Below are 12,999 nucleotides of genomic sequence, written 5' to 3'. Positions count from 1 at the left end.
GTGCGCCGGGTGGTGCAGCAGGCAGACTGGAGGCCCATGTCGCCGTTCACCCCCAGCCTGCGGTTGCACGACCGCTACGTGCTGCACGATCGCATCGGCCTCGGCGGAATGTCCGAGGTGTGGCGCGCCGACGACGAGGTCCTGGGCCGGTCGGTCGCGGTGAAGGTCCTTGCCGGCACGTTCGCCGTGGACCCGGACCTGCGGGCCACCCTCCGGCGGGAGGCCCGTGCCGCGGCACGCCTGGCCCACCCGCACGTCACCCAGGTGTACGACTACGGCGAGGCGGCTCTGGCCGACGGCAACGTGGTGCCCTACCTGGTGATGGAGTTGGTCGACGGACGGAATCTCGCCGACCGGCTGGCCGACGGGCCGCTGCCCTGGCGGCCGGCCCTGCGGATGGCTGCGGAGGTGGCCGCCGCCCTGGCCGCTGCGCACCGCCTGGGCGTGGTGCACCGCGACATCAAGCCGGGCAACGTCATGCTCACCGACAACGGTGCCAAGGTGCTCGACTTCGGTATCGCCGCGCTCGCCGGTGCGCCGTCGCCCGGCGCCCGCCCGGCGGGTGGCGCCCTGATGGGTACGCCCGCGTACCTCGCGCCGGAACGGTTGAGCGCCGACCCGCCCCATCCGGCCAGCGACGTGTACGCCCTCGGGGCGCTGCTGTACCGCACCCTCACCGGCGATGTTCCGCTGCCCGTGCGCAGCTGGCCCGATGCGGTCAGGGTGCACGCCAACCGCCCGGCTGTCGCACCCCCGCGGGTGCCGGGCCTGCCGGCTGATCTCGCCGAGCTGGTGCTGGCCTGCCTCGATCCCGATCCGGAACGACGCCCCACGGCCGGCCGACTGGCCACCCGGTTCCGCGCCGCCGCCACCGGATTGGCGGCGGCCACGGTCGACACACCGGGCGCTGGCGGGCAGCAGACGCCGCAGACCCGGCCGGTGCCTCACCATCCACCGACCCTGATCGAGCCGACCACCCGCCCCGAGACCGTGTCCGGCGTCGCACCACGATCCACGACGCGCGGAGCACTGTCCGGCCGTGGCCGACCCCGGCCGGCACCCGGACGGCCGCCGGGCCGGCGGGGGCACAGCGGCCCGCCGGCAGGCGCGCTTGTCACATTCGCGCTGGTCCTGCTGCTGGGCCTGGGCGCGGCGCTCGTCCTCGGCGACCGGAGTGACGGGCAGTCGACGGCCAGCCCCACCACGCCGCCAGCCGCCCCGCCGACCTCCGCGCCTGCCTCACCACGACCCGCCGCCAGCTCGCCGGCCGCCCGGCCGGAGCCGGTGAGCCTGGGACGGGCCGCGGTCGAACTCATCGCGTTGCTCACCGAGGCACAGCTCACCGGAGAGATCGACCGTAAGGCCGCGGACCGGCTACGTGAGGAGCTGACCGAACTGGCCGGGGGCAGGCCGAAGGAGCAGGAGAAGCGACTGGAGAAGCTGCGGGAGCGTCTGGACGACGAGGTGGACCGCGGTCGACTCCCCGCTGACTTCGCCGACCAGGTCGACGACGTGCTGGAGCGGCTCGAGGCCAACCTGCCGGAGGAGTGACCCTGTCCGGCGTCGACCGGCACCGCCGCTGAGCCAGGATCAGGCCAGGGTCGTCCGCACGAAATCGCCCGGAGCGGTCCCGGCGCGGGCGAGGAGCGAACCGTTCGGCGCCCAGATCGCCGACCGTCCGGCCGTCTCGACGTAGCCGCCACCGGTGGCGCCGGCGAAGCCGGCGACCGCGACCACGACCCGGTGGGTGGCGCAGATCCGCGATGCCCGCTGGTCCGGCACGTGCGCCTCGGCTGCGGCGTCGACGATCGAGGCCGCGTACACGTCGACGCCGGCAGCGCAGGTGCGCGCCGCGTGTTCCGCGATTCCGGTGTCCTTGCAGATCGCCAGGCCGATTCGCCAGCCGTCGACGTCCAGCACGACCGGCGCCGGTCCGGGGCGGAACCGGCGGGCCTCGACCTCCCCGAGCCACATCTTGCGGTACGCCACCCGTGTCCCGCCGCCGTCCACGGCGAGGGTGGCGATGTGCTCTCCGGCCACCGGTGCGCCGACCAGCGCGAGCGCCCCGGTGGCCGCGCACGCGGCGACCAGCGGCGCGAGCCGGGGTCCGACGGGTCGACCGGCGCGGCGTCGAGTTCGTAACCGGTCAGCGACAACTCCGGGAAGACCACCACCCGGGCCGCGGCAGCACCGACCATCGCCGCGTGCGCCGCCACGTTCGTGTCGATGTCGTACGACACGCATCGGGGCTGGGCGACGGCGATGGTCAGCGAGGGGCGCGGCACCTGCGCAGTTTAGAGCGACCGGCAATACGGCTGGCGGGGCTGCGGCGCGCCCTGGCGCTTCGGCCGGCGGCGTTGTCGTCGTCGGCCAGGCGCACGCAGGAAAGGCGATGCCGGTGCGGCGACTCTCAGCTGAGGTTCGTAGCGTGTGGGACATGATGCATGTCCGGTACGCTTCGCCCTCGGTCGTCGGCCAGTCCGCACCACCCGAGGACGGCCTGGTCGGTTTCGTCACCGACCTGGTGGAGCGGCTCGGCGGCCCAGGTGCGGGGCTGGCCGTGGCGCTGGAGAACCTGTTCCCCCCGATTCCCAGCGAGGTGATCCTGCCGCTCGCCGGGTTCGTCGCGGCGCAGGGGCGGATGAGCGTCATCGGGGCCATCTTCTGGACGACACTCGGTTCGCTGCTCGGCGCCCTCGCGCTCTACTGGGTCGGCGCCGCGCTGGGCCGGGAGCGGACGCGGGCCATCGCGGCGAAGCTGCCGCTGGTGAAGCTCAGCGACATCGACCGGACCGAGGAGTGGTTCCTGCGGCACGGCGTCAAGGCCGTCTTCTTCGGACGGATGATTCCGATCTTCCGGAGCATGATCTCCATCCCGGCCGGGGTGGAACGCATGCCGCTGCTCACCTTCGCGGTCTACACCACGTTGGGCAGTCTGATCTGGAACACCACCTTCGTGATGGCCGGCTTCCTGCTCGGTGACAACTGGCACCTGGTCGAGGGGTACGCCGGCATCCTGCAGAACGTGGTCATCGTCGCCACGGCGCTGGGTGTCGTCTGGTTCGTCGTCACCCGTCTGCGCCGCTCCCGCCGAGCCGGCGGCCTGCGGTCCAACGACAGCGGCGCCGGCCTGACCGACGCGACGCCCGCCGGGGTGCCGGATCCCGACGGGCGGGGCACCATCTACCGCAGCGTCTGGTCGGACGGCCACCAACCGACCGACCAGGAACCCCGGCACTGATTCCTGTCCGGCCGGTAGAGATGCCCCGTCCCGTCCGCCCCGAACGGGCTCCGGACGGGGTTGGCTGTCCCGAGGGAGGTGCTGATGAGCGGATCGGACTGGGCCGACGAGGTCGGTGTGGTGGAACTGCCCGGCGGGGTGCGGATGCGGGGTCGCCGGATCGGTGACCCCGCCTCACCGGCCGACTTCAGTCTGCTGCTCGCTGACGGGCCGGTGCCCGGCTGGGCGTACCGGCGGCTCCGCTGGCCGGATTTCTGGATCCCGCTGGACCGGGCGGATGCCCTGGACGCCTTCCGCGAGGCGCTGCGCCGCGGGTACGCCGGCCAGCGGGTCGAGGTGGCCTGCCGGGGTGGCACGGGACGGACCGGCACCGCGTTGGCGGCGCTGGCCGTCCTCGACGGGCTGCCCGCCGATGATGCGGTCGACTGGGTGCGCGCCGCCTACCGTCCGGGCGCGGTGGAGACGCCCTGGCAGCGGCGCTGGCTGCGCCGGCTGTCGGCGGCGTAGCGGCACCGACCACGGGTGGCGGTGGCCGGTGCGTCGCCTCCACAGCGTCGACGCCCGGATCAGCAGGCACCGTGGTCGGACCTCGGGTGCCGGAGCCGGCCGGCGCGTACCGGCTCCGGCGGTGGTCAGGCGGCGACGTAATCGCGCAGGTGGCGGGCGGTGAGCGTGTTGCCGTGCGCCACCAGGTCGGCCGGGGTGCCGGTGAACACGATCCGGCCGCCTTCGTGACCGGCGCCCGGGCCGAGGTCGATCAGCCAGTCCGCGTGGGCCATCACCGCCTGGTGGTGCTCGATGACGATTACCGTGTTGCCGGCGTCGACGAGCCGGTCGAGCAACGCGAGCAACTGGTCGACGTCGGCCAGGTGCAGTCCCGTGGTCGGCTCGTCGAGCACGTAGGTGCCGGCCCTGTCGGCCATGTGGATGGCGAGCTTGAGCCGTTGCCGCTCGCCGCCGGAGAGCGTGGTGAGCGGCTGGCCGAGGGTGAGGTAGCTCAGCCCGACGTCGGCCATCCGGTCCAGGATGACCCGGGCCGGGCCGCTGGGAAAGAAGTCCCGGGCCTCGGCCACCGACATGCCGAGCACCTCGCTGATGTTGCGTCCGCGCAGCCGGTAGGTGAGCACCTCGTCGGTGAACCGGCGACCCTCGCACTGCTCGCAGACGGAGGCGACGCCGGCCATCATCGCCAGGTCGGTGTAGACCAGCCCGATGCCCTTGCAGGTGGGGCAGGCACCCTCGGAGTTGGCACTGAACAGGGCGGCCTTGACCCCGTTGGCCTTGGCGAAGGCGGTACGTACCGGGTCGAGCAGGCCGGTGTAGGTGGCCGGGTTGCTGCGCCGGGAGCCACGGATCGGGGCCTGGTCGACGACCACCACACCGTCGCGGCCGGGCAGTGAGCCGTGCACCAGGGAACTCTTGCCCGAGCCGGCCACCCCGGTCACCACGGTCAGCACGCCGAGCGGGATGTCCACGCTGACGTCGCGCAGGTTGTGCAGGTCGGCGTGCCGGATCGCGAGGTGGCCCCGAGGCGTACGGACCGGTTCCCGTAGCCGTACCCGGTGGTCCAGGTGCCGGCCGGTGAGGGTGTCGGAGCGGCGCAGGCCGGCCACGTCACCGGTGTAGCAGATGCCGCCACCGGCGGTGCCGGCACCGGGACCGAGATCGACCACGTGGTCGGCCACCGCGATGGTCTCCGGTTTGTGCTCGACCACGAGCACCGTGTTGCCCTTGTCCCGCAGCCGCAGCAGCAGGTCGTTCATCCGGGCGATGTCGTGCGGATGCAGGCCGACGGTGGGTTCGTCGAAGACGTACGTGATGTCGGAAAGGCTGGAGCCGAGGTGCCGGACCATCTTGACCCGCTGCGCCTCACCACCGGAGAGGGTGGCCGACTCCCGGTCGAGGCTGAGGTACCCGAGACCGATCTCGACAAGCGAGTCCAGCAGTTCCCGAAGGTTGACGGTCAACGGGGCGACCGACGCGTCGTCGATCCCCCGGATGAACTCGGCCAGGTCGCTGATCTGCATGGCGGCGCACTCGGCGATGTTGCGGCCGGCGATGCGGGACGACAGCGCCGCCGGGTTGAGTCGGGCGCCGCCACAGTCGGCGCAGGTGGTGAAGGTGACCGCCCGGTCGATGAAGGCCCGGATGTGCGGCTGCATGGACTCCCGGTCCTTGGCGAGGTAGAGCCGACGCACCTTGACGACCAGACCCTCGTAGGTCAGGTTCGTGCCACCTACCTTGATCTTCGTGGCGGGCTTGTGCAGGAAGTCCTCCCACTGCTGCGGCGTGAAGTCCTGGAGCTTGACGTCCGGGTCGAACAGGCCGGAGCCGACGATCGTCTGCCAGTACCACGTGTCGACGGCGAAGTTCGGCACGGTGATCGCGCCGTCGTTCAGCGACTTCTCCACGTCGACCAGTTCGTTGACGTCGAGATCGGAGACCCGGCCCAGGCCCTCGCAGGTGGGGCACATGCCCTCGGCCAGGTTGAAGCTGAAGGCGCCGGCACCGCCGACCTGTGGCTCACCCAGCCGGCTGAACACGATGCGCAGCATGGCGTACGCGTCGGTGGCGGTGCCGACCGTGGAGCGTGAGTTGGCGCCCATCCGCTCCTGGTCGACCACGATGGCCGGGGTGAGATTGCGCAGCGAGTCCACGTCGGGCCGGGAGAGGCTGGGCATGAACGACTGGAGGAAGGCGCTGTAGGTCTCGTTGATCAGCCGCTGGGACTCGGCGGCGATGGTGCCGAAGACCAGCGATGACTTGCCGGAGCCGGAGACGCCGGTGAAGACGGTCAGTCGGCGCTTGGGGATGTCGACCGAGACGTCATCGAGGTTGTTCTCCCGCGCCCCGCGTACCTCGATCATGTCGTGGCTGTCCGCGGCGGACCGTGCTGGCTGCTGCATGCGAACCCTTCGCGAGATCGTGGACGGACTACCGCCCGGGAACTGGCTTCCGATTGGCCTGGCCAGATTCAATTGTCGCATTGATGTGCTCGTAGAGGCTTTTGCGACGTATCGAGCGTGTGCAAGGTCCGGTAGATGGCGAGAAGTCTCAAACAGACGTGAGAGGCTAGGCTGAACCGGTGGTGGATCGTCGGGTCAGCGGACGGCTGCGCGCGGTGGATCTCGCCGCTACGGCGGGTGTGTCCGTTCAGCAGGTGCGCAACTACGTCGACCTCGGCGTACTGCCTCGGGTGGAGCGCACCCCGAGCGGCTACCGGATCTTCACCGACGCGCACGCGCGGGCTCTTACGGTGGCCCGCGCGGTGGCCGACGGGCACGGCTGGACGCGTACCCGCGAGATCATGGCGGCGGTCCACCGGGGTGACCTGCCGACGGCGCTGGCGTCGTTGGACGCCGGCCACGCCGAGCTGGACCGCGAACGGGCCGAGATCCGGATGGTGCTCGGCGCGTTCGAAACCGTGGTGACGAGTGCCCGCCAGCACACTGTGCCACGCCGGGCGGTACGGGTCGGCGTCGTCGCCGACCTGGTCGGGGTCCGCACCTCGCAACTGCGCTCGTGGGAGGCTCGCGGCCTGCTGCGTCCGGTCCGCGAGGCGGGCACCGGCTATCGGGTGTACGACGAGGCCGAGCAGCGTGCCGCACAGGTGGTGGCGCTGCTGCGCCGGGGCGCGTACCCGTTCGAGATCATCACAGCGGTGCTCGACGAGATGCGTACCACCGGTAGCCCGCAGCGGGTCCGCGCCGAGCTGGCCCGCCGCGAGCAGGAGTTGCACCGCCGCAGCCGGCGACGACTGGCCGCCTCAGCGACCCTGCACGACTATCTGTGCCACCTGACCGCCTGACACTGCTGGGCAGGCACCTAGGTCGAAGGCGGTGATGTCACTCCGACATGCACATGTCCGAGTGACATCACCGCCTGAAGTGATCCACGATGGAAGCTCGCTCAGCGGGGTGTTCGAAGGTCGACCACTCGCGTCACCACCCGCTCGCCCTTCCTGGGTAGATCAGGTTGTCAGCCCGCCGAGCAGGGCCGGGCCAGGTTGACCAGGTCGGCGGGCCGGTTGCCGTCGACCCGGCCGATCGCGGTGGCGATGCGGTTGATCGCCGCGACGCGCCGGTCCTCCAGCGGGCCGATGATGGCGTTGCGCACGAAGTTCGGGCCGCCCTGCGGGTTGGCCGCCTGCCGGGCGAGGCGGGCGTTGGCGTCAGCGATCTGGCTCTCCAGGTTGGCGAGTTCCCGCTGCACCTCCGCTGCGGCCTGAGCCGGCACGGCCGGGAGCCGGTCGGCCACCGTCGGGCAGCTCACCCGCTGCGCCACACCGGCCCCCGCGTTGCCGTTGCCGGTGTTCCCGTTGCCGGCGTTGCCGTTGCCGGCATTGCCCGCGTTGCCGTTGCCTGCGTTTCCGGCGTTGCCGTTGACGGCGCTGGGCACCCCTGCGGCGTTGAGTCCGCAGGTGGCGAGGCTGGCGAGATCGGGGCGCTGTCCGCCGACGCGGTTGATGTTGATGCCGATGCGATCGAGGGCGGCGGTTCGCTTGCTGGCCAGCGGGCCGAGGATGGCGTTCTGGATGAAGTTGGGGCCGCCCTGGGGGTTGGCGGCCTGCTGCGCGAGGCGGGCGTTCGCCTCGGCGATCTGCTTGTCGAGGTTGGCCAGTTCCTGTTCGACTCCGGCAACGGCGGCGGCGGGCACGTTGGACAGCTTGTCCCGTACCGTCGGGCAGTTTGCCGTCTGCGGCGCAGCGCCGTCGTCGGCGGAGGCCAGCGTCAGACCGACTCCCAGGAGCACCACCGCCAGGACACCGACGCCGCCGAGCTTCAAGGCAGCGTGCTTGCGGTGCTGCTGCGTACGCCTGACCATGCTTCTCTCCTCATGATTGACCGCCCGACGGGTCGACCGTCGGCTGGTGCGCAATGGGGTGCCCGGAAAGACGATCGGCAACGGCGGCCGGCCCCGCCCCGCATGCCGAGGATCCTCACGGGTGACGTCGGACCGAGCTGCGGGAGCGCTCCCGTCGCAGGTCCGGGCGTTTCATGTGTTCGGTCGTGGATACGGGGGGTGCGAGCGATCGGTTCAACATCTCCCCGCGAAGATCGCGGCCCTCCGCCAGTCCCGAACCGGCCGGCCGGGGTGGGCGTCGCCGGAGATCCTGCCGTTAGTCTGCGTGTTCATGAGAATCCGGGCCCTCGCCGCCGGTTTTGCCGCCCTCGCCGCCGTGACGATCCCCGCGACTCCCGGTGTTGCGGCGATCACCGTCGGTTCTGGACCGTTGACCTCATCCGCTCTGCCGGCCGCCGCCGTTACGCCGCCACCCGTTCGGGGGCCCGCCGCCCCGACGGCAGTGCCCTGCCCGAAGGCGGTCGCGCCGAAGGTGGTCCGGTCACCGAAGCCGACGCCGCCGCCGCCCGTTCCGGAACACCGGGTGGTCGGCGGAGATGCGCTCGCCACCCCCGGATTGATCGTGCCGCCCGGCGTGGCGACGCCGCCCAAGGTGACGGCGACCTCGTGGCTGGTGGCCGACCTGGACACCGGTGAGGTGCTGGGTGGCTGCGGTCCTCACGAGTACGCGACCCCGGCCAGCGTGCAGAAACTGCTGCTGGCCGCGACCATGCTGCCTCGACTTGATCCGGCCAAGGTTGTCACTGTCACCAAAGAGGATCTGGACATCGCCCCCGGCAGTTCGGCCGTCGGACTGCTGCCGGGCGGCCGGTACCGGGTGGAGACGCTCTGGCTGGGGTTGCTGCTGCAATCCGGCAACGAGGCGGCGAACGCGCTGGCCCGCCTCGGCGGTGGCGCCGACGGCGTGGCCGGTGGAGTACGGGCGATGAACGAGCAGGCCCGAAAGCTCGGCGCATGGCAGACCCGCGCGGTGACCCCGTCCGGGCTGGACGCCCCCGGCCAGTTCACCAGCGCGTACGACCTGGCTCTGATCGCCCGGGTCTGCTTCGCCGATCCGGCATTCCGGCGGTACGTGCTCACGGAGCGCACCCGCATTCCGGCGCAAAAGGCCTTGCGGGGCAAGGGCTTCGAGATCCAGAACGAGAACCAACTGGTGTACCGCTACCCCGGTGCGCTCGGTGGCAAGACCGGCTTCACCGACTACGCCCGGCACACCTACGTGGGTGCGGCCGAGCGGAACGGTCGCCGGCTGGTCGTGACGCTGCTCGGTGCCGAGCCGCGACCGCAACGTGGCTGGGAGCAGGGTGCCGCGTTGCTCGACTGGGGCTTCACGCTGCCCCGGCCGGCCAGCGTCGGCCGGCTGGTGGAGCCGGGGGAGTTGGACGCTGAACCGTCATCGGCGTCGCCCCCGCCGGCCGGGAGCGCACAGCCGGCGGGCACCGCCTCGTCGGTCGACGACGGGCCAGGCGCCGGAATGCTCGTGGCGCTGGCCGTCGGAGCGCTCGCGATAACCCTGGCAGTCGTCGCCGCCCGACGATCCCCAACCACCCCCGCCCCCACGCCCCCCGCCCCCACCACCTCAGCCGCGCGACGTTTCCCGACCAGCCCCGCCCCTGCCCCCACCGCCTCAGCCGCCCCTGCCTCCTCCGCCTCAGCCACCCCTGCCTCCGCCTCAGCCACCCCTGGCCCCACCCCTGCCGCGACCTCCCGCCGTCCCTGACCCGCCCAACCCGCCGTGGATCTTGGTGCGAAATCGCCCCTATCGGGGCCGTCCGAGTCCAAGATCCGGGCAGGTTGGGTGGTGGGTGGGGGACGGGGGGAGAGGGGAGAGGGGGTGGGGGGTGGGGGGATTTGGGGGACTGGTTGGGAATCACCCGATAGTGTCGCTAATTGTGAGAGCTTCCGCGCTTACGGTGGCGGTGACTGTCGCGCTACTGGCGACGCCGCTGGTGCCCGTCGTCGACGCCCACGCGGCAGCGCCGGTTCCGTGTCCGCGCTCGGCGCCGCCCGCTCCCGGCCCCACACCACCTGTGACGCCCTCCCCGGACCCGGTGCAGCGGGCCGTCGGCGGCCCTCGGCTGGCCACGTCCGGTCTGGTGGTGCCGCCCGGGGTACCGAAACCGCCGAAGGTGGCCGCCACCTCATGGCTGGTGGCCGACCTGGACACCGGTGAGGTGCTGGGTGGCTGCGGTCCTCACGAGTACGCGACCCCGGCCAGCGTGCAGAAACTGCTGCTGGCCGCGACCATGCTGCCGAAACTTGATCCGGCCGACGTAGTCACCATCACCGCGGGTGATCTTGACATTGAACCGGGGAGTTCCGCGGTGGGGCTGGTGGCGGGCGGTCGGTACCGAGTGGAGACACTCTGGCTGGGGTTGCTGCTGCGCTCGGGAAACGAGGTGGCGAACGCGTTGGCCCGCCTCGGCGGTGGTGCCGACGGCATGGCCGGCGGGCTACGGGCGATGAACGAGCAGGCGAGACTGCTCGGCGCGTACCAGACCCACGCGGCGACCCCCTCCGGACTGGACGGTCCCGGGCAGTTCACAAGCGCGTACGACCTGGCTCTGATCACCCGGGCCTGTTTCGCCGACGCACGTTTCCGGCGCTACGTGGCCACTCGCGAGGCGAGCATCCCGGCCCAGCCGAGACAGCGCGCCAAGGGATTCACAATCGACAACGACAACCAGTTGCTCTACCACTATCCCGGCGCGTTGGGCGGCAAGACCGGCTACACGGACCTGGCCCGACACACCTACATCGGGATGGCCGAGCGGGGCGGACGTCGGCTCGTGGTGACGTTGCTGGGTGCGGACGTGATCGACAAGCGGGGCTGGCAACAGGGTGCGGCCCTGCTCGACTGGGGATTCGAGCTGCCTCCGGCGGCCTCGGTGGGAGTGCTGGTGAGCCCGGGTGCGGCCACCGCCTCGGCCCCACCTGCCGCCGTACCCCCGCAGGCGTTGCCCGGCGGCGCGTCCGGGGCCGAGACATCGCGCTCGGCGATCCTGGCCGGTCGCCTGCGGTCGGTTTCCCTGATCGGCCTCGCCGTCGGGGTGACGCTGCTCGCGGGCGGTCTGGTCGGCCGCCGTCGCCGCCGGCACCGTACCGCCGGGACGCGTGCCGGTCGGCGTTGAGGTGATGCGGCGACGGCACTGGCCGAGGCGCGACCCGGCGCGGACGGCGGGCACGCCGCCGCACTCGGCATCGTCGCGCTCCCTCGCCCGGCTGAGCCTGACGGTGACGGCGGCGTTGGCGGTCATGGCTGTCGGCTGCGGACGGGACGACGAACCGGAGCCGGCACCGCCACCACCTTCGCCGTCAGTGTCGCCGGGCTTCGTGGTGCTGTCCGATGTCGACCATCGCATCCTCACCGACATCCGGTACGCCACGGCGTACAACTTCATCGGCCGCCGCGTCGACGGCTACCAGGAACCCCTGTGCCTGCTCACCAGACGCGCCGCCGAGGCGCTGCGCCGGGTGCAGGAGGCGGCGCTCGCCGTCGGCCGCAGCCTCAAGGTGTACGACTGTTACCGCCCGCAGCGGGCCACCGAGGACTTCCTGAACTGGGCCGGCCAACCGGGGCAGGACGCCATGAAGGCCGAGTTCTACCCTCGGGTGGCCAAAGCGGAGCTGGTCGACCGCGGCTATCTCGGCGCACCCAGCGCACACAGCCGGGGCAGCACCGTCGACCTCACCCTGGTCGACGTGCCGCCGCCCGAGCAGGCCCGCTTCGAACCCGGTCAACCGCTGCTGGCCTGCACCGCCCCACGTGCGCAGCGTTTCCCCGACAACAGCGTCGACATGGGTACCGGCTTCGACTGTTTCGACCCGCTGTCGCACACCGACTCGGACCGCGTCGGACCCGTCGCCGGTGAGAACCGACGGCAACTGCGGCAGCTGATGACCGACGGTGGTTTCGTCGGCTACGACCGGGAGTGGTGGCACTTTCGCTACCGCGACGAACCCTGGCCGGACACCTACTTCGACCTGCCGGTGACCCGTTCCTCGGCCGGCTGACGCCGTCGAGGGTCGCGGGGAGCGACGGAAACCCCATGGAGGGGCTGCCCGGGAATGGGCAGGCCATCCTTCCGACGACGGGTCAGCGCAGCCCGTCGAGCTTGATCGACTCGACGAACGAGCGCCACGCGGATGGGTTGAATGTGAGATCTTGGACATTTCCCGTTTGGCGAGAACGGAAAATGTCCAAGATCTCGTATGGATGGTGCGTGGTGGGGATGGGCTATGCCGTGGGCAGAATGCTTCGCCTCGCGCCCGGTGTCGCGGGCAGGCTGGCGAGGTGAGGACGGACTTCAGCGGTGAGGTGGCGACGTACTACGCGAGACACCGGTGCGGTTACCCGCCCGAGGTGCTTGACGCCCTTGGGCTCCGTCATCGGCGTGGACCCTGAGCCGGACATGCTGGCCAAGGCTCGCGTTCATGGACCGTGACACGCTGTTCACCGCCGCCCGGCCGCTGCTGCGTCCCGGCGGTGGGATCGCCGTGGTCACCAACGGCGCTCCGTTGTGGTCGCAGGACGCCGAGTGGTCGGCGGCACTGCGCGACTGCCTGGAACGGCTGCTCGGCCACCCCGTCACCGCGACCTGTCAGACCGACGGGGCAGGTCGCCGGCTCAACCAGGAGGCCCTGGTCCGGGCCGGCTACCAGTACGCCGAGTCGTTGGTGCAGTACGACGCGCCACTCACCGTCGACGACATGGTCGGTGGTGTCTTCTCCGCCCTGTCGGCCGACCGGCTGCCCTCGGCATCCGGGCGGGCCGCGTTCACCGCCGAGGTCCGCGCTGCCCTCGGCGGGCGGGACCACGTCACCGAGCGGGTTCGGGTCTGGTCGCAGTTCGGCACCACCGGCTGAGCGCGGCGGTCAGGCCCAGCGGCGACCGG

At 71.6% G+C, this 12,999-nt stretch carries 9 protein-coding genes and 2 pseudogenes; 8 read left to right on the top strand and 3 right to left on the bottom strand.

The window, feature by feature from the left end; translation table 11 throughout:
- Positions 1–36: 36 nt before the first annotated feature.
- On the top strand, positions 37–1,551 hold the full coding sequence (locus O7624_RS01110; protein ID WP_282238544.1) for a serine/threonine-protein kinase: 1,515 nt from the start codon (positions 37–39) through the stop codon (positions 1,549–1,551).
- A gap of 39 nt (positions 1,552–1,590) precedes the next feature.
- Here the strand turns inward: O7624_RS01110 and O7624_RS01105 are convergent.
- Positions 1,591–2,285 (bottom strand): annotated as a pseudogene (locus O7624_RS01105) (carbon-nitrogen hydrolase family protein).
- A 155-nt stretch (positions 2,286–2,440) separates the two neighbouring features.
- On the opposite strand from O7624_RS01105, the gene O7624_RS01100 reads away from it, so the two are divergent.
- Positions 2,441–3,241, top strand: a complete 801-nt coding sequence (locus O7624_RS01100) for a DedA family protein (RefSeq protein WP_282240506.1) — start codon at positions 2,441–2,443, stop codon at positions 3,239–3,241.
- An 84-nt stretch (positions 3,242–3,325) separates the two neighbouring features.
- Positions 3,326–3,748 carry a protein-tyrosine phosphatase family protein gene (locus O7624_RS01095; RefSeq protein WP_282238543.1) on the top strand — a complete coding sequence of 141 codons (423 nt, stop codon included), beginning with the start codon at positions 3,326–3,328 and terminating at the stop codon, positions 3,746–3,748.
- Between the two features lie 125 nt (positions 3,749–3,873).
- Here the strand turns inward: O7624_RS01095 and O7624_RS01090 are convergent, their stop codons facing one another.
- Positions 3,874–6,147, bottom strand: a complete 2,274-nt coding sequence (locus tag O7624_RS01090; protein ID WP_282238542.1) for an excinuclease ABC subunit UvrA — start codon at positions 6,145–6,147, stop codon at positions 3,874–3,876.
- A gap of 179 nt (positions 6,148–6,326) precedes the next feature.
- On the opposite strand from O7624_RS01090, the gene O7624_RS01085 reads away from it, so the two are divergent.
- On the top strand, positions 6,327–7,049 hold the full coding sequence (locus tag O7624_RS01085) for a MerR family DNA-binding transcriptional regulator (protein ID WP_282238541.1): 723 nt from the start codon (positions 6,327–6,329) through the stop codon (positions 7,047–7,049).
- Positions 7,050–7,219: 170 nt separating this feature from the next.
- On the opposite strand, the gene O7624_RS01080 is transcribed toward O7624_RS01085, so the two are convergent.
- Positions 7,220–8,065: a hypothetical protein gene (locus O7624_RS01080; RefSeq protein WP_282238540.1), complete on the bottom strand. Its 846-nt coding sequence runs from the start codon at positions 8,063–8,065 to the stop codon at positions 7,220–7,222.
- A gap of 310 nt (positions 8,066–8,375) precedes the next feature.
- Between O7624_RS01080 and O7624_RS01075 the strand changes: the two are divergent.
- The 4 genes and pseudogenes from O7624_RS01075 to O7624_RS01060 form a co-directional block, all read left to right on the top strand.
- Positions 8,376–9,482 (top strand): annotated as a pseudogene (locus O7624_RS01075) (serine hydrolase); the annotation flags it as partial.
- 541 nt (positions 9,483–10,023) lie between these two features.
- Entirely contained in the window at positions 10,024–11,235 is a 1,212-nt protein-coding gene (locus O7624_RS01070) for a serine hydrolase (protein WP_282238538.1), read from the top strand.
- The gene (locus tag O7624_RS01065) at positions 11,219–12,118 is read left to right on the top strand and encodes a M15 family metallopeptidase (protein ID WP_282238537.1); all 900 of its coding nucleotides are present in this window, start codon (positions 11,219–11,221) and stop codon (positions 12,116–12,118) included. Before O7624_RS01070 ends, O7624_RS01065 begins: the two co-directional genes overlap by 17 nt.
- Positions 12,119–12,538: 420 nt before the next feature.
- Positions 12,539–12,970, top strand: coding sequence for a hypothetical protein (locus tag O7624_RS01060; protein WP_282238536.1), 432 nt, complete (start codon positions 12,539–12,541; stop codon positions 12,968–12,970).
- Positions 12,971–12,999: the final 29 nt, after the last annotated feature.

Source organism: Verrucosispora sp. WMMD1129, assembly GCF_029581255.1.
Taxonomy (GTDB): domain Bacteria; phylum Actinomycetota; class Actinomycetes; order Mycobacteriales; family Micromonosporaceae; genus Micromonospora; species Micromonospora sediminimaris.
The sequence above is the reverse complement of the archived record's forward strand: the minus strand, read 5'-3'. Positions and strand labels throughout refer to the sequence as shown.